The following is an 18,710-nucleotide window of genomic DNA, read 5'->3' as shown; positions in this document are numbered from 1 at the left end:
GAGCGGGAAGCCCTTTTTGTGTAGGGCCGGTACGAGCGCGCACGCGCCGAATGTATGCGAAAACAAACCTGCCTTTCAAGGCACAACGCCAGCATGAAAATGAGTAGCGGGAGTTTATCGCAGGTTGTACCAAACGTATTTTCACAGAAAACCAACCACAATTGGACCGGGTGCGCTGGGTAGGCGAAATGTAGTCGGAAAAGCGACCACAATTGGACCGTGTGCGCTGGGCAGGCGAAATGTAATCGAAAAACCGATCACAATTGGACCGTGTGCGCTGGGCAGGCGAAATGTAATCGAAAAACCGATCACAATTGGACCGTGTGCGCCGGGTAGGCGAAATGTAGTCGGAAAAGCGACCACAATTGGACCGTGTGCGCTGGGTAGGCGAAATGTAGTCGGAAAAGCGACCACATTTGGACCGGGTGCGCCGGGTAGGCGAAATGTAGTCGGAAAAGCGACCACAATTGGACCGTGTGCGACGCGAAGGCGAGAATGTAATCGAAAAACCGAACACAATGTGTTGCGCTAGGAAGAGCTTCCGTATTTCTCCCAGACCGCCACAAACTTCTTCTCCCAAATCGCCCAGCGCTTCTCGGCGCCGTATTTCGCTTGGAGCTGCTGCAGGTATTGCTCCGCAGTCTCTGTATCCCCTGTATCCAGCAGGTACCCGAAGGTCTCCTCACTTAAATGCAGTGCTATCCGCGGCATATAGTATTCAATAATGGCCCTGGCATCGGTTAGGGTGTACATGAATTGGAGACCCTGATCCAAGTGGAGCAGCAGGTCTGCCGTGAACCTGTCCACATCTACCTCCGGCGTCAGGAAGTAGCGTTCCGGGGCGGCGGGGACGATTTGGTTGATCCGGGCATAGAAGTGAGGCAAGCCCAGAGACGAAGCAGGCCTATATTGCGCAAGCTCTTCGGAATGAAGATTGTAATTCACATAGAAGCTGAGTTGCTTGTGTGTATTGTACTTGAATTTCTGGATATTGATTTTATAGCTGAGTTGGCCTTCTGTTTTGTAGAAATTCAGATCTTTTGTACGATAGCCCTGTGCGGAGAACAAAGGTTTGACGTCCTGCTTGATGATCTGCTTGAACAATTCCTTCATATCTAACAATTCATTCATAGTAAGTAAATCCTCCTTCACCTGGGTTAATTATAGACTGCATTTATAACATGTCGGCTGACAGCTATAATTGTACTATAAACAGGATCGCCTCAAATGACTTCATTCTGGGTAAATATAGGATAGGAGGCAGGAGAGGAGGAATGAAGGTAGTGATGAAGAATGTTAAGGTTTTATTGTTTTTCTTTGGGTTTGCGGCTGTTATGGTGCTGCTGTTCGGGTGGGGGCTGCCGGTAGTTTTTCAATTATTCCTACATAACGATTACATAAGAAGTCTGACTTTGCTGGTTGTGTTCAGTATGGTGGTGTTAGTCAAAAGGTTGAATTGGTCTAATTATCTAGTTTTTGCTGTCGCCATATTCTCGTTCTTGGGCATGATGATCGATACAGCAGGGAACCCCGTAACCAACAAGCCGCTGGAATGGATTGTCTCACCTATAGGTCAGTTGCAGCTGGACCAGGATATCAATAATTATGCGCCAGGCCAGTACGTCATTTCGGATAACCTCTCCATTCTGAAGCCAGGCGGGGAGATGGTTACGCTAAGTACAGTATGGTTATACCTGTACCGGTGCGCTCAGTATCTGGTGCTCTATTCGATTGTAGGTACTTTGCTTGCAGCAATCCGGGGGAATAAGCCAGAACGCTGGCCGGTGCCTGCCGCGACGGTAGACGAGGCGTTGACGCCGGAGATGGAGCAGCGGGTAGCGGCTGAATTGAAGCGCCGGGAGGCAGCAGGCACTACACTGAAGGTCGTTCCCGAAGAGGTCCAGGAGCATGTCCGGCAGTTAAAAAAGGATGGACAGCTCATTTTGGCCATCAAGCTGGTCCGCCAGCATACCGATCTTCCCCTTGGAGAAGCCAAGCGGTATGTGGAAGAAATGTAGAGGAGATTTATCAGCCCGTTCTGTTCAATCGACAGAGCGGGCTTTTTTTGCGCTTATGGTAACGCATCATGTTGCGAAGCTGGAGTTCTTTTGCAAGAGCGCCTTCCAAATCCAGCTAAAAAATATAATGATGTATTTTAAATTTTAGTATAGTATTTTTGAAGGTTTATGGCGATTTTTGTCGAATCCAATGTGGAGAATTACATTCTGCTCATAGGAGGGCACTTTTACTAACGGGTTGAGGGCTGACTAACGGATAAATTGGACGGCACATTTAATGGACATAAGGGGACATGTGTATGAAAAGACCGTTGTTATGGAAAAAAAGCTCGATTTTCATTCTTATATTATTGCTGATATTCCCGAATATGAGCATTGCCGGAGCACAGGCTTCGGCGGATACTTTGACTGTTGCATCGGCGGTGGCAGAGAACCTGGATACGAATCTGAACAGTGTAATCTATGCGGGCGGAACTTATACCGCAGTAGGAGAGGGCGGGAGAATTGTACAATCGGCAGATGGGATGAGCTGGAGCAAGATTAGCACCCCGTCATCTAATGCCAAGATTTCTTGGAGGAGTATTGCATTTACTTCAAGTACTTATGTAGCGGTAGGTGTAGATTATTCAAACTCCACTGCAAAGGCTAAGGTCATTGTCTCTACGGACGGAGGCGGAACCTGGAGTGATAAATCCTCATCTGTAAATGCTGACATCCTGCAAAAGGTGCGTTACATTAACGGGACATTTTATGCTGTCGGCGGAAGGTGGAGTGCCACTAATCGGGCGCAAGACCTGGGGGTTATCTATTCTTCTGCAGACGGACAGAATTGGAGCCAGTGGAGTACGGTTCCTGCGCTCTGGCCAGCCCAATCGACCACCAGCAGTCCTTTTTTTCTAACAGACATTATTAATTTCAATGGAAAATATGTGATTACGGGCAATGTATTCGCCTCTTATGCTCACTCGGATGACGGGTCAAGCTGGACGTCTGCATTCTTGGGCGGAACGTTTGGACTGGATGCATTAGCTGTGTATAACGGTAAGCTCTATGTATCGAAAAACTGGGAGAACGGTTATGTAAGCAGCAATGGAATGACCTTTGCCGCAGACTCTTCTTATGATAATATGCTTGGCGTTGTGCAGACGGGATCATTACTCTACCGATATGGCAGGGAAGGTAAAATGTATACTTCGGCCAATAGTGGAGGGGCGTGGACAGCGGCGGAGCCCGTAACGAATCATACCATTATATCGGCCGCTTCAAACGGCACAGGAATGGTTCTGATAACGAAGTCAGCACATAGTCTTGTCGTGACGCCAGATCAGACCCGCTGGGTCAGGTTCAGCGGGAACCTGCAAGGAAGCACGTATAATGGAAGCAAGTGGGTGGTAGCTGGAAACGTTCTGTCAGACTTTGGTACGGAGGTTCAGGATAATATATTCATGTCCTCTTCAAGCGGCTGGAATCAGTTGAGTGTGTCTAACCACCTGCCGCCTAATCTGGGATTCGCTGAAATTGCCTATGGAAACAATGTTTTCGTTGCAGCGGGGAAGAAGCTGGGTGTCTCTGGAGATGGAGAGAATTGGACGGTTACAGATCTTCCAGCCGGAGCTGCCGGTCTTGTAAAAGGATTAGCTTATGGCACTAACGGTTTTGTTGCTGTGACTGCCAATAATGTTCTACAATCTGCTGATGGAGTCTCATGGGCTGTTGTAGCAACCTTAAGCGGAGCTTCATTCAATCATGTGAAGGCTGTGAACGGGGGTTATGTGGCTTTTGGTGATGGAGGAATCTGGGCCTCTACGAATGGAACAAGCTGGAGCTCACTTGACTCATTGAAGAATTACGAGCCCTCCAGCTACTTCACTTTCTATGATATCACTTATGCAAATGGAAAATATGCCGTTATGGCTACGAATGGCAATGATGGAACTCCGCAGCTGCTGGAGACAAGCGGTGTGTTAAGCAGCAGCTCTGTCTGGACGGAACATGGGATTGATGCAGACTCAGCCTGGACGGAGCTGCGATCCATAGATTATGGTAACGGTTATTATGTTGCTGCAGGTATGGTGTACAACGATCGGGAATCCCATGTGGCTTATTCTTCTAAAGATCTGGTTACCTGGACCCAATATGACGAGCAGGCGCTGGGAGTCAGCGGAAGCGGATTAAACCAGGTTAGGTTCCAGAATGATAAATTCTATATTGTAGGTAACGACAATACAAGAATTGTACTGGACAGTGGAGTGGGGGCAACGCCGGAAGCAACCCCGGCAGCTGTCATTGATTATACTGCCGAGCAACTGACTGGCCTGACGCCAGGCGGTGCGTATACCGTGAACGGTCAGCCTGTAACGGCAGACATTAACGGCAAGCTGGCTATAGCTAGCAGTTGGCTGGGAACACCATTAAGCATCGTGAAAAAGGGAGACGGTTCGGCGACTACAGACAGCGTGGCGCAGACGCTGAATGTTCCTTTCCGTCCGGTAGCGCCTGCGGGTGTAGCCTCAACGGATGAAACCGCTATTGATGCGAAGGATGGAACACTGACGAATGTGACTACTGCGATGGAATACAAGCGCGGCACAGCAGGCGCTTGGGTGAATGTTGCGGGTACAAGCGTAACGTCAGTTGAACCGGATACCTATTATGTCCGCACGAAGGCGACAGTAACTGCATTTGTGTCAGAAGCGCATAGTGTGACGGTGAATGCGTATGTGCCAACGGCAGAGATTACCCCGGCAGCTGTCATTGACTATACTGCCGAGCAACTGACCGGCCTGACGCCAGGCGGTGCGTATACCGTGAACAGTCAGCCTGTAACGGCAGACAGCAGCGGCAAGCTGGCTATAGCTAGCAGTTGGCTGGGAACACCCTTAAGCATCGTGAAAAAGGGAGACGGTTCGGCGACTACAGACAGCGTGGCGCAGACGCTGAATGTTCCTTCCCGTCCGGTAGCGCCTACGGGTGTAGCCTCAACGGATGAAACCGCTATTGATGCGAAGGATGGAACACTGACGAATGTGACTACTGCGATGGAATACAAGCGCGGCACAGCAGGCGCTTGGGTGAATGTTGCGGGTACAAGCGTAACGTCACTTGAACCGGATACTTATTATGTTCGCACGAAGGCGACAGCAACTGCATTTGTGTCAGAAGCGCATAGTGTGACGGTGAATGCGTATGTGCCAACGGCAGAGATTACCCCGGCAGCTGTCATTGACTACGCAGCCGAGCGACTGACCGGCCTGACGCCAGGCGGTGCGTATACCGTGAACGGTCAGCCTGTAACGGCAGACAGCAGCGGCAATCTGGCTATAGCTAACAGCTGGCTGGGAACACCATTAAGCATCGTGAAAAAAGGAGACGGTTCGGCGACTACAGACAGCGTGGCGCAGATGCTGAATGTTCCTTCCCGTCCGGCAGCGCCTGCGGGTGTAGCCTCAACGGATGAAACCGCTATTGATGCGAAGGATGGAACACTGACGAATGTGACTACTGCGATGGAATACAAGCGCGGCACAGCAGGCGCTTGGGTGAATGTTGCGGGTACAAGCGTAACAACCCTTGAACCGGATACCTATTATGTTCGCACGAAGGCGACAGTGACTGCATTTGTGTCAGAAGCGCATAGTGTGACGGTGAATGCATTCACGGCAACGCCGGAAGCAACCCCGGCAGCTGTCATTGACTATGCAGCCGAGCAACTGACTGGCCTGACACCAGGCGGTGCGTATACCGTGAACGGTCAGCCTGTAACGGCAGACATTAACGGCAAGCTGGCTATAGCTAGCAGCTGGCTGGGAACACCATTAAGCATCGTGAAAAAGGGAGACGGATCAGCGACTACAGACAGCGTGGCGCAGACGCTGAATGTCCCGTCCCGCCCGGCAGCGCCTGCGGGTGTAGCGGCAACGGATGAAACCGCGATTAATGCGAAAGATGGCGCGTTGGTGAATGTGGATTCGGGGATGGAATACAAGCGGGGGGCCGCAGGCGCTTGGGTGAATGTTGCGGGTACAAGCGTAACGTCACTTGAACCGGATACCTATTATGTCCGCACGAAGGCGACAGTAACTGCATTTGTGTCAGAAGCGCATAGTGTGACGGTGAATGCATTCACGGCAACGCCGGAAGCAACCCCGGCAGCTGTCATTGATTATACTGCCGAGCAACTGACTGGCCTGACGCCAGGCGGTGCGTATACCGTGAACAGTCAGCCTGTAACGGCAGACATTAACGGCAAGCTGGCTATAGTTAGCAGCTGGCTGGGAACACCATTAAGCATCGTGAAAAAGGGAGACGGTTCGGCGACTACAGACAGCGTGGCGCAGATGCTGAATGTTCCTTCCCGCCCGGCAGCGCCTGCGGGTGTAGCGGCAACGGATGAAACCGCGATTAATGCGAAAGATGGCGCGTTGGTGAATGTGGATTCGGGGATGGAATACAAGCGGGGGGCCGCAGGCGCTTGGGTGAATGTTGCGGGTACAAGCGTAACGTCACTTGAACCGGATACTTATTATGTTCGCACGAAGGCGACAGTAACTGCATTTGTGTCAGAAGCGCATAGTGTGACGGTGAATGCGTATGTGCCAACGGCAGAGATTACCCCGGCAGCTGTCATTGACTATACTGCCGAGCAACTGACTGGCCTGACGCCAGGCGGTGCGTATACCGTGAACAGTCAGCCTGTAACGGCAGACAGCAGCGGCAAGCTGGCTATAGTTAGCAGCTGGCTGGGAACACCATTAAGCATCGTGAAAAAGGGAGACGGTTCAGCGACTACAGACAGCGTGGCGCAGACGCTGAATGTCCCGTCCCGCCCGGCAGCGCCTACAGGTGTAACGGCGACCGATGAAACCGCGATTAATGCGAAAGATGGCGCGTTGGTGAATGTGGATTCGGGGATGGAATACAAGCGGGGGGCCGCAGGCGCTTGGGTGAATGTTGCGGGTACAAGCGTAACGTCACTTGAACCGGATACTTATTATGTTCGCACGAAGGCGACAGCAACTGCCTTCACCTCAGCTTCGGTGCCATTGACGGTAACGTCATTCGCGGCAACGGCGGAAGTGACGCCTATTGGTATCATTGATTATGCCGCTGAGCTACTAACGGGACTGATACCGAACGCTTTATACACCGTGAACGGCTCGGCGATAACGACGACAGCAGACGGGGCGCTGGTTATAGACAGCAGTTGGCTGGGAAGCGTGCTGAATATCGTGAAGACGGGCGACGGGGTGACCACCACCGATAGTGATGCGCAAATATTAAGTGTTCCCGCGCGCCAGGCCGCTCCGGTGGGTGTGAGTGTCACGGATGTGACCTATAACGGAGCCAATGACGGAACACTGCAGAATTTGACCGTCCAGATGGAATACCAGATGGGGAACACAGGGGCTTGGACAGAAGTTACAGACACTACGATTACCGGTCTTGCACCAGGCACGTATTATGTGCGGGTGAAAGCTACGTCAACGGACTTTGCTTCTGCTATTGCTCAGGTGACCGTTCATGACTCGGATGCCGTGATCCCGGCGGCTCCGGAAGTGGTGGCGGATGATCTGAACAATACGATTGTGGGCCTGAACACCAGCATGGAATTCTCCGTGGATGACGGACCCTTCGTACGTTATGACGGAACGAACCTGCCGGACCTCAGCGGCGAGCATGCCGTAAAGGTACGGGTGGCGGCGAGCGGATCGGTTCCGGCGGGACCGGCAACTGCGCTGACTTTTACAACGAATGTCTTGATCCCGGCCGGGAACTTGGCTGTGAGTGCCAGTGATCCGGGTGGTGCAGAGAGTAACGGCTATACACAAATCAAGGTTACCCCTGCACCGGCTGAAGGACATAAGCTGCTGTATAAGAACTTTGGTTCTGGCAGCATCATCGTGCCGAATGTGGGAGACCTTCTGACCGGATACACGCTTGTAGGCAGTGAAGGGCTGATTCCGGCAGCCGATGGGGATACAATTGGCATTGCTGAGGTAGATGCTGAAGATATGGTGGTAAAATACGGCAGCGTCATTGCAGTAGTTGCAGTGACTACTCCGGTAACGCCGACTCCCGATCCGGTCAGCCCGGGCAGCGGCAATAACCCAAGCTCCGGAAGTAACCCGAACAGCGGAACCCCTTCCGGGAATCCGGCCAGTACGGTTACCGAAGTGATCGTCCTTGTGAACGGCAAGGAGGAGAATGCCGGCACAGCGACGACAACTACTTCCGGCAATACAAAAACTACGATCATTACCGTAGATCCACTCAAGCTTCAGGCCAAGCTGGATGCGGAAGGCATTGGGGCAGTGGTTACGATTCCGGTAATGCTGGATTCCAATATTTTCGTTGGCGAGTTGAACGGTCAGATGATCAAGAATATGGAGAATGTGGCGGCAACGCTTGTACTCCAGACCAGCAAGGCTTCCTATACTTTACCAGCAGCAGAAATTAACATTGGGGCGTTGGCCCGGCAATTTGGCACCGGTGTGAAGCTCGAGGATATCAAGCTGAAGATTACGATCGGCGAGTCCTCTGCAACAATGAATCAAGTAATAGCCGTAGCAGCAAGCAAAGGCGGCTTTGACCTGGTTGCACCTTCTCTAGACTTCACAGTCACTGGGACCTACGGTAATGCCACAGTGGAAATCAACCGGTTTGACGCTTATGTGAAACGTACGGTGGAGATTCCTGGAGCCATTGACCCGAACCGGATTACAACAGGTATCGTTGTAGAGCCGGATGGAACGGTGCGTCATGTACCAACCCAAATCATCCGGAAGAATGGTAAATATTATGCTGAGATAAACAGTCTAACGAATAGCTCGTATTCCGTAGTCTGGCATCCGTTGACCTTCGCAGATGTGGAGAAGCATTGGGCGAAGGCTGCAGTAAATGATATGGGCTCGCGGTTAGTCATTAATGGGGTGAACGAAACGACGTTTAACCCGAATGCGGATATCACCCGGGCAGAGTTCGCAGCAATTATTGTGCGCGGTCTGGGACTGAGGCTCGGAGAAGGAGCAACTTCTTTTGCAGATGTGCCAGTGAATGCCTGGTATACAGGGGCGGTACAAACGGCTTCGGAGTATGGTCTGATCAACGGCTTCGAAGACGGAAATTTCCGTCCGGATGCCAAGCTTACACGCGAACAGGCGATGACGATCATCGCTAAGGCGATGAAGCTGACCGGTCTAGCAGACCGGACCGGCACAGTGGATACAGCAGGTGTATTTGCAGCCTTTACCGATGCAGGACTTGCAGGCAGCTGGGCAAAAGATAGTTTGGCACTAGCAGCCAAGGCCGGCCTGATTAGCGGCCGCGGCGGTAACAAGCTGGAAGCCAAGGCTAATGTCACACGTGCAGAAGTGGCGGTTCTCATGCAGCGGTTGCTGCAGAAGTCAGATTTGATTGACTAAATGGAGATGGAAAGTGAAAAAAGCGGATTCAGCTCATGCTGAATCCGCTTTTTCTGCTAAGCGTCCTGCTTAAGAACGGAAGGAGCCACGTCATGAGAGATGCAAGTAATAAAGATACATAAATATCAAAATTAATTATAATAATTTGTCGAATTAGTTAACTTTAGCGCGGAAAATGTCGATAAACCAGTATGGAAAACTAATGCTTGCTAATGCCGGACATGTGCAGAGTGTGTGCAGCATGTTCAGAGTTTTACGGAAGCGTTATCAATATTATGGAAATGTTCATTCGACAAGGAGGAAAGCGATGTTTAAGAAAATGGGGAAGATCGGACTGGCTCTGGTATTGGTGATCGGGCTGCTGCCCATGATGTCACTCCGTGCTTATGCGGCGGTGCCGTCATTCAATGAAGCGGCTGATTTTGTAATTGAGCCTCCTGCTACGGGCACCACAGGCAAGAGTATTTCAGCTGCCCAAGGTCTTCAGGATGGAAGTATAGCCGTTCTGTTGAACTCATTCGTATATCAAGGAAATTCGTATATCATATCTAATTACTTGAGGGTGTACAACAGCTCAGGAACGCTTGTAACGGACGTTAACCTGAACAGCTTAATGGATACCTATTACAAAATGACGGATGTAACTATGCTTCCGCTAAATAACGGGAATCTATTGATTTCGTACTATAAAAGCGATGCCAACGAAAACAATGTGCAATTAGGAACAGTTACGGAGAGTACTCCGATTGCCTATTTCATGGTGCTTAACAAGGCGGGACAGAAAGTTACCGCTCAGACTAAGCTCAATACATTCAGCGACGGAACTCTTCCGCAGCTTACGCGCAATGTATCTGCGACGGAGTTATCCGACGGGAATATAGCTTTTTCCTGGCAAAGAAATGACAATGTAAGCACGGCTACCCGTGTGTTCACCGCTGCGGGTACACCTGTATCAAGCGAAACGCTTCTGGTAGATGCTAATGCGAGCATGTCCTATGTATCCGCTGGTGACGGCGTATATATGGTTGCATATAATTCAGGAAGCCCGAACGATAATATATATCTGAAGCTGTTCAGCAATAATGGAGCGCTCTTAAATACAATTACTGTTGGCGCCAGAACAGATGAGAAACAGCTATATCTGTCTACGCTGAACAACGGGAATTTCATGTTCAGCCAATATCACTGGCAAACGGGAAGCTCCGAAGTTTCCTTATATGATAACGCTGGAACGAGCCAAGGAGGATTTACGGTAAACGGCTATATGGGTGAGGCTTCAGCTGCTGTGTACAGGAGCGGTGCGTTGCCGGGGTTCGTAACCGTAAGTACGGATTCTGCGTCAAATGATGCCATCAACGATGCGTACTACAATGGTAAGGATTGGTCAGGGACCCAGTATGCTTACCTGAATTATTATGGCTATGACGGGAATCTGATCCTTACCTCGGCTCAACCGGTCGATTCCGCTCCGGTGGTTATGCAGGGGTATGATGAGCAGAGCTGGATGTACGCTGTGGAATATTATCCGAAATTCTCTTTGTATCCCGCCTTCGGCGATAAAGTTGTCTTCATCAAAACAGATAATACGGATGCCAGCCATTACAGGATAACCGGCAAGCTGTTTGATAATGGAGCCCCGCCTCAAGGCAATCATGTGTTTACGGTGACCAATACGAATGACAGCGGTGCGGGTTCGCTGCGCTGGGCCATTGAACAGGCGGGGGCAGTCAGCGGCGGGCAGGTTGATTTCGACCCTTCGCTTGCGGGCCAGACGATTACGCTTCAGTCGGATCTGACGGGCTGGAATGATCAGGACTGGAAAGGTACGACCATCGGCGACGCTTCATCCGGCGGCTTCAAGCTTACCGGCTTGCAGGATGCAACGGGTCATCCGGCCATAACGATTAACGGCAATGGACACCGGGGCATTCTGGCCACCGGTTCGGGGGTATTCGAAATGTCGGATATCCGTCTGACTGGCTTTGATATCACCGACAGCAGCGGCAAGTATGATTCCTTCGGCTCTGCGCTGGGAGTCGGCGGCAATCTCTATAGCAGCATTCAACTAAATAACGTAATCTTTGAAGCAAATACAATGACGTATAAGAAGACCGGCGCGATCGCCTCTCTAGCGGCACTTACTGCTCCATACAAAGTCGATCTTGACCGGGTAGTATTCACAGATAATGTACTCACAGCTACCGCCACAACTGAAACAACTCAGGGGGCTGCGCTATACTACAATAGTTATATGGATGGCGTAATCAGCAATTCTCTGTTTGCTAATAATCGCTCAAACAGTAATTCTACAGAAGATTCCTACGGATCGGCCATCGGTGTAATGTTAGATCCGCATCTGAAGGTCTGGAATAATACATTCTATAACAACCATGTGAACAATACCGGGACGGGGGCATCTTATGGTCCGGCAATGTATGCTGTGTCCAGTTCCCCCGGCTCCAGCTCACTCGATATTTACAATAATGTGCTGATTAGTAACAAGCTGGAGGCCGCTACGGCAGGCACTTTGGAGGAATTATTCTACAATTATAATAACGATACCCTTGTGCAGAGCGGGAGTAATGTCATTTCCGGCGATCCGTTTGTTGATGCGGCTGGCGGCAACTTCAGTCTGAAGGGCTCTGCTGTATCGGCAATTGATCAGGGGGATAACACGAAAACAGCTGGAGCCCTGGATCTGGCGGGAGGAGCGCGTATTTATGGTGGAACGGTAGATATCGGAGCGTATGAGTATGTCCCCGGACCTACAGTCCCGGTAGTGCTGCAATCGGCTGTAGCGGACGGTGTGCCGGGAACAACGACATCAACGAAGATTGATCTGACTTTTGATGCTGCGATTACCGGACTGACGGCAGACGATATCACGATTACAGACGGCACAGGCTCTGCGGTAAAAGGTTCCTTGACCGGATCGGGGACGGCCTGGAGCCTTGCACTTACTTCAGTGACCGCCGAGGGCGATGTATCCGTGGCTGTGAATTCGCCAAGCGGATACACAGTCAGCGGTTCACCGCTGACGGCAAACGTATCGCTGTTCAAGCCAGCGCTGGAGCCAACCCCGGCAGCAGTGATCGACTACGCAGCCGAGCAACTGAGCGGTCTGACGGCGAATGGCGCTTATACCGTGAACGGTACGGCGGTAACGGCGACGGCGGATGGTACGCTTGCGCTGGAGCAAAGCTGGCTGGGAGAGTCCCTGAGTATTGTAAAGCAGGGGAATGCTTCGACAACCGTAGACAGTGCGGCGCAGGTGCTGAGCATTCCATCCCGTCCGGCGACACCAACAGGTGTGACGGCAACGGATGAAATGGGAATAGAGGCGAACAACGGTACACTTACGAATGTGACTGCTGCGATGGAGTATAAGCAAGGCGCATTGGGAACATGGACGGATGTGACCGGTACAACGGTGACGGGGCTTGCTCCGGGTACGTACGAGGTCCGTGTGAGATTGACGGCGTCGTCTTTTGTATCGGAAGCGCATAGTGTAACGGTGAATGCTTATGTGCCATTAGCAGAGCCAACCCCGGCAGCGGTGATCGACTACGCAGCCGAGCAACTGAGCGGTCTGATGGCGAATGGTCTCTATACGGTGAATGGCACGTTATCGATACACGCGGATGCGGCGGGCAAGCTGGCACTGGACAGCTCTTGGCTCGGAACTTCTCTGAGCCTTGTGAAGCAGGGAAATGCGTCAACGACCATTGACAGTGCGGCGCAGACCGTGACTATTCCTGCCCGTCCGGCAGCACCTGCGGGAGTTACGGCAACGGATGAGACGGCGATTAACGCGAAGAACGGTACGCTTACGAATGTGACTCCGGCCATGGAGTACAAGCAAGGTGCCGCAGGCGCATGGACGGATGTGACGGGCACAACAGTGTCGGGGCTTGCTCCCGGTACGTATTTCGTCCAGACCAAGGCGACTTTGACGGCTTTTGCTTCGGAAGCACACAGCGTGAATGTGGTAGCGTATGTAGCGATACCGGAAGCCACACCAGCAGCGGTCATTGACTACGAAGCTGAGCAGTTGAGCGGTCTGACGGCAAACGGTATGTATATACTAAATGGTTCGTTAACGGTAACAGCGGATGCAGACGGCAAGCTGGTACTGGATAACGGCTGGCTGGGCAGCTCCCTTAGCCTTGTGAAGCAGGGGAATGCGTCAACGACCATTGACAGTGGGGCGCAGACCTTGACTATTCCTGTTCGTCCGGCAGCGCCTGCCGGAGTAGCGGCAACGGATGAGACGGCGATTAACGCGAAGAACGGTACGCTTACGAATATGACAACAGCCATGGAGTATAAAAAAGGTACAGCAGGCGCATGGACAGATGTTCCAGGCACCAGCGTAAGCGGGTTGGCGCCGGATACGTACTATGTCCGTACGAAGGGTACGGTGACAGCTTTTGCCTCGGAAGCACAAGCTGTCACGGTGAGTGCCTACGTGCCTACTCCGGAAGCCACACCAGCAGCGGTCATTGACTACGAAGCTGAGCAGTTGAGCGGTCTGACGGCGAACGGTATGTATATACTAAATGGTTCGTTAACGGTAACAGCGGATGCAGACGGCAAGCTGGCACTGGATGACGGCTGGCTGGGCAGCTCCCTTAGTCTTGTGAAGCAGGGGAATGCGTCCACAACCGTTGACAGTGCGGCGCAGAGCTTGACTATTCCAGCCCGTCCGGCAGCACCTGCGGATGTAGCTTCAACAGACGAAACGGCGATTCAAGCAAAGGACGGCACGCTCACGAATGTGACAACCGCCATGGAGTACAGAAAAGGTACAGCAGGCCCATGGACAGATGTTACAGGCACCACCGTCACAGGCCTTGCACCAGGCGTCTATGAAGTCCGCACGAAGGCGACAGCAACTGCCTTCAGCTCAGCTGCGGTGGAAGTGACGGTGACATCATTTGCATCAGCGGCGGAAGTAACGCCCGCGGCGGTGATTGATTACACCGCTGAGCGATTGACAGGTCTGATTCCAGAAGGGGTATACACCGTAAATGGTATGGCTGTAACGGCCGCCACAGATGGAACGCTACCGCTAGACAGCAGTTGGCTGGGAAGCGTGCTGAATATCGTGAAGACGGGCGACGGGGTGACCACCACCGATAGTGATGCGCAAATATTAAGTGTTCCCGCGCGCCAGGCCGCTCCGGTGGGTGTGAGTGTCACGGATGTGACCTATAACGGAGCCAATGACGGAACACTGCAGAATTTGACCGTCCAGATGGAATACCAGATGGGGAACACAGGGGCTTGGACAGAAGTTACAGACACTACGATTACCGGTCTTGCACCAGGCACGTATTATGTGCGGGTGAAAGCTACGTCAACGGACTTTGCTTCTGCTATTGCTCAGGTGACCGTTCATGACTCAGATGCCGTGATCCCGGCGGCTCCAGAAGTGGTGGCGGATGATCTGAATAATACGATTGTGGGCCTGAACACCAGCATGGAATTCTCCGTGGATGACGGACCCTTCGTACGTTATGACGGAACGAACCTGCCGGACCTCAGCGGCGAGCATGCCGTAAAGGTACGGGTGGCGGCGAGCGGATCGGTTCCGGCGGGACCGGCAACTGCGCTGACTTTTACAACGAATGTCTTGATCCCGGCCGGGGGCTTGGCTGTGAATGCCAGTGATCCGGGTGGTGCAGAGAGTAACGGCTATACACAAATCAAGGTTACCCCTGCACCGGCTGATGGACATAAGCTGCTGTATAAGAACTTTGGTTCTGGCAGCATCATCGTGCCGAATGTGGGAGACCTTCTGACCGGATACACGCTTGTAGGCAGTGAAGGGCTGATTCCGGCAGCCGATGGGGATACAATTGGCATTGCTGAGGTAGATGCTGAAGATATGGTGGTAAAATACGGCAGCGTCATTGCAGTAGTTGCAGTGACTACTCCCGTAACGCCGACTCCCGATCCGGTCAGCCCGGGCAGCGGAAGTAACCCGAACAGCGGGACCCCTTCCGGGAATGCGGCCAGTACGGTTACCGATGTGATTGTCCTTGTGAACGGCAAGGAGGAGAACGCGGGCAAAGCAACGACCACGATCTCCGGTAACCTTAGAACGACGACCATCGCGGTAGATCCGGCCAGACTGCAGGCGAAGCTGGATGCCGAGGGGAACGGAGCTGTAGTAACTATCCCGATGATGCTGGATTCGAATGTGATTGCCGGCGAATTGAGCGGCCAGATGATCAAGAATATGGAGAATGTGGCGGCCACCCTGGTGCTTCAGACCAGCAAGGGCAGCTATACGTTGCCTGCATCCGAGATTAACATCGGCGCACTGGCCGCAAGATTAGGTAACGGGGCTAAGCTGGAGGACATTACGCTGAGAATTACCATTGGTGATGCTTCGGCTGCCATGAATCAGGTGGTCACCGCTGCGGCAAGCAGGGGCGGCTTGACCCTTGCAGCGCCTATCCTGGATTTCACAGTTACTGCTTCTTTCGGAACCTCAACAGTAGAGGTGAGCCGGTTCAATGCATATGTATCGCGGACAGTAGCGCTTCCGCAGGGGGTTAACCCGAACCGGCTTACAACTGGTATCGTTGTTGATCCGGATGGAACGGTGCGTCATGTACCGACCAGAATCATCCAGAAGGATGGTAAATACTACGCAGAGATCAACAGTTTGACGAACAGCACCTATTCGGTGGTCTGGCATCCGCTGACGTTCGCGGATGTGGAGAAGCATTGGGCGAAGAATGCAGTGAATGACATGGGCTCCCGTCTGGTCATTAACGGGGTGAACGAATCCACGTTCAACCCGAACGCTGACATCACCCGTGCAGAATTCGCAGCGATCATCGTACGCGGTCTGGGCCTGAAGCTTGGAGAGGGAGCTGCGAAATTCGCAGATGTTCCGGCGAATAGCTGGTATGCAGGAGCAGTCGGAACAGCCTCCGGGGCGGGTCTGATTACCGGCTTCGAGGATGGAAGCTTCCGTCCCGGTGACCGGATCACACGCGAGCAGGCCATGAACATCATCGCTAAGGCGATGAAGCTGACCGGTCTCGCAGAACAGACCGGCACAGTGGCCACCGCTGGTGTGCTTGCAGCCTTCACAGATGCAGGCCGCATTGGCACCTGGGCGAAGGACAGTCTGGCGCTCGCAGCATCCGCCGGCTTAATCACCGGCCGCGGCGGCAATAAGCTGGAGGCCAAAGCCAACGTTACCCGCGCAGAAGTGGCGGTGCTGATCCAGCGTCTGCTCCAGAAGTCAGAGCTGATTGATTAATAGTATGAATTAAACTGGGCAAACCAGAAAAAGCGGATTCAGTCATAGGCTGAATTCGCTTTTTTTTGGCGTTAGAATTTTGGCATTTAGCGTGTACCCAATAATAGGGGGATTTCGAGCTGGGAGGGGCGGGGTGCTGCGCGGAAGCAGTTGGATTTTAAACACTTGCTGTAGAGCGGACGAGTCCTGAAGGGACAGTAGTTGGATAAATGTTACTTATTGAATCACAATTCAGCGGAATTGGCACAATCACTTGAATTAGTTGTTGTTTTTCCACCTGTTTGCGTACAATCGCCAGAAAGCGATAAATTAAGATACATTTGTCCACTTGCTGATTACCCGGGCGATTGGAAGCCTTGTATTTGCTATATGAGGTCTGGTATTTGCTATAATTGGCTTTAACAGAATTTTCAGGAGAGGGGCATGGCGGTATGTTCATTGTTAACGTAGAAGCAGCAATCTGTAAGGAAGATAAGTGGCTTGTGATTACACGGAGTACCAAAGAAGAGCATGCAGGAGGAACTCTGGCTCTTGTAGGGGGAAAAGTGGATATTGAGGGCAACACGCTCGAAATCCTCGAACGGACGGTGAAGCGCGAATGCGATGAGGAGGTTGGCATTGTGATCAAGGATGCGGTTACTTTTGTGTATAGCTCCTCTTTCGTAACTGAGGATGGGCGTCATGTCATCAATATGGTCTTCCTATGTGAATACGAGAGTGGTACAGCAACCACCCGGAGTCCTGATGAAGTGGAAGCCGTACATTGGATGACCCAAGAGGAAATCATGGATCATCCCCTGACCCCTCCCTGGACCAAAGAAAGCATAAGAAGAGTAGCACTGGCAAGAAAATAACCTGCCCTCACACCCACCCCGTGAACTCCAGAATACTCGCCTTCGCCGATTGCGCCTCCGACTGCGCACCCTTGCGCCATTCCTTGGGCGGGACGCCCATCAGCTTGGAGAAGCAGCGGTTGAAGCTGGAGATGGAGTGGAAGCCGACCTTCTCCGAGATCTCCAGAATTGAATCCTCGGTGCTCTTAAGCTGCTTGCAGGCTTCCTCAATCCGGGTGCTGCTCAGGAAATCCAGGGGGGCGGTGCCCATCGTATCATGGAATTTTCGGCGGAAATGGGTGGTGCTCAAGTGGCACAGCCCGGCCAGGTCATCGATGGTCATCGGCGCCATATAGTTGCGGGTGATATACTCCAGCGCGGGGGCGATAGCGAAGTCACCGAGGAGCGTATGCCCGGCCTCCTGGCCGCTCAAGGCTTCGTTCGTAGAATGAATGCGGAGCAGCTCAATGTACAGGGACAGCAATAAGCCGTACGCACTCTCCTGATAGTAAGGCTTCTGCTGCTGCAATTCGAGGACGATGGAGGTAGCCAGCGTATAGACTAGGGGGTGCTTTTCCCTGCTCAGAATACAGTTCCTGCCCTGCACTGCCCAGAGATTCGGCTCGAAGCCAGCGTAGGCACTCTTGAAGGAATGCTGAAACAGATCCTCCGGCGAGAAAAACAGATAGGACCACAGACTGGCCTCTCCCGGTGAACTGTACGTCGTATGGGGCAGATACCGCGGCAGGAAGGTCACATCCCCGGCGGCAAAAGGCACGTTCTCGCCCTTAATCTCCATAATCCCGCTATCTGAATAGCAGATCCCGATCTCCAGGTGGTTGTGGAAATGCAGGTGCTCGCTCTTGATGTCAGAGATCTTCCAGCGTTCGCCGCTGAGCAGCAGGACAGGGAAATGGATCGGCAGGCTGTAGTGGCGGTACTCAATGACGGGTTTCTTTTTTCTGGGCATCTTCAACAGCTCCTGTCCTTCTTGCGTTAGAATAGGAATGTAGAATAAAGGGTCGAAACTGCGCAGTTTTGATGTGAATGTGCTTAGATGTAGAACATTTTACTGCTTACAATAGATTCTGTAAAGCGCTTCCAAACGGATGGACGGATAATAGCTGCCTTCAGAGACGCAGGGAACAGGAGAGGG

At 52.2% G+C, this 18,710-nt stretch carries 6 protein-coding genes; 4 read left to right on the top strand and 2 right to left on the bottom strand.

Annotated elements, in window-relative coordinates; all coding sequences use genetic code 11:
* Window positions 1-528: 528 nt before the first annotated feature.
* Window positions 529-1,131 (bottom strand): DUF4304 domain-containing protein, encoded by a 603-nt coding sequence (locus MHH78_RS32545; RefSeq protein ID WP_341170138.1) that lies wholly within the window; start codon window positions 1,129-1,131, stop codon window positions 529-531.
* Between the two features lie 152 nt (window positions 1,132-1,283).
* Here MHH78_RS32545 and MHH78_RS32540 point away from each other — a divergent pair, with 152 nt between their 5' ends.
* From MHH78_RS32540 to MHH78_RS32525, 4 genes are all read left to right on the top strand, one after another.
* Window positions 1,284-2,018 carry a hypothetical protein gene (locus tag MHH78_RS32540; RefSeq protein WP_341170137.1) on the top strand — a complete coding sequence of 245 codons (735 nt, stop codon included), beginning with the start codon at window positions 1,284-1,286 and terminating at the stop codon, window positions 2,016-2,018.
* A gap of 299 nt (window positions 2,019-2,317) precedes the next feature.
* A complete protein-coding gene (locus tag MHH78_RS32535) occupies window positions 2,318-9,439 on the top strand; it encodes an S-layer homology domain-containing protein (protein WP_341170136.1) in 7,122 nt (2,373 codons plus the stop codon).
* Window positions 9,440-9,746: 307 nt separating this feature from the next.
* Window positions 9,747-16,721: an S-layer homology domain-containing protein gene (locus MHH78_RS32530; RefSeq protein WP_341170135.1), complete on the top strand. Its 6,975-nt coding sequence runs from the start codon at window positions 9,747-9,749 to the stop codon at window positions 16,719-16,721.
* 431 nt (window positions 16,722-17,152) lie between these two features.
* Complete coding sequence (locus MHH78_RS32525) at window positions 17,153-17,575, top strand: NUDIX domain-containing protein (RefSeq protein ID WP_341170134.1); 423 nt, start codon at window positions 17,153-17,155, stop codon at window positions 17,573-17,575.
* Window positions 17,576-17,582: 7 nt separating this feature from the next.
* On the opposite strand, the gene MHH78_RS32520 is transcribed toward MHH78_RS32525, so the two are convergent.
* Complete coding sequence (locus MHH78_RS32520) at window positions 17,583-18,524, bottom strand: AraC family transcriptional regulator (protein WP_341170133.1); 942 nt, start codon at window positions 18,522-18,524, stop codon at window positions 17,583-17,585.
* Between the last annotated feature and the right edge of the window lie 186 nt (window positions 18,525-18,710).

This window comes from Paenibacillus sp. FSL H3-0333, assembly GCF_038002805.1.
GTDB classification, from domain to species: Bacteria; Bacillota; Bacilli; order Paenibacillales; family Paenibacillaceae; genus Paenibacillus_AQ; species Paenibacillus_AQ silagei.
This window is presented reverse-complemented; position numbering and strand designations above follow the sequence as displayed.

What these genes read in the sequence shown, in the direction of transcription:
- MHH78_RS32545 (WP_341170138.1), bottom strand. Translation starts at nt 1,131, where the DNA reads ATGAATGAATTGTTAGATATGAAGGAATTGTTCAAGCAGATCATCAAG.
- MHH78_RS32535 (WP_341170136.1), top strand. Translation starts at nt 2,318, where the DNA reads ATGAAAAGACCGTTGTTATGGAAAAAAAGCTCGATTTTCATTCTTATA.
- MHH78_RS32530 (WP_341170135.1), top strand. Translation starts at nt 9,747, where the DNA reads ATGTTTAAGAAAATGGGGAAGATCGGACTGGCTCTGGTATTGGTGATC.
- MHH78_RS32525 (WP_341170134.1), top strand. Translation starts at nt 17,153, where the DNA reads ATGTTCATTGTTAACGTAGAAGCAGCAATCTGTAAGGAAGATAAGTGG.
- MHH78_RS32520 (WP_341170133.1), bottom strand. Translation starts at nt 18,524, where the DNA reads ATGCCCAGAAAAAAGAAACCCGTCATTGAGTACCGCCACTACAGCCTG.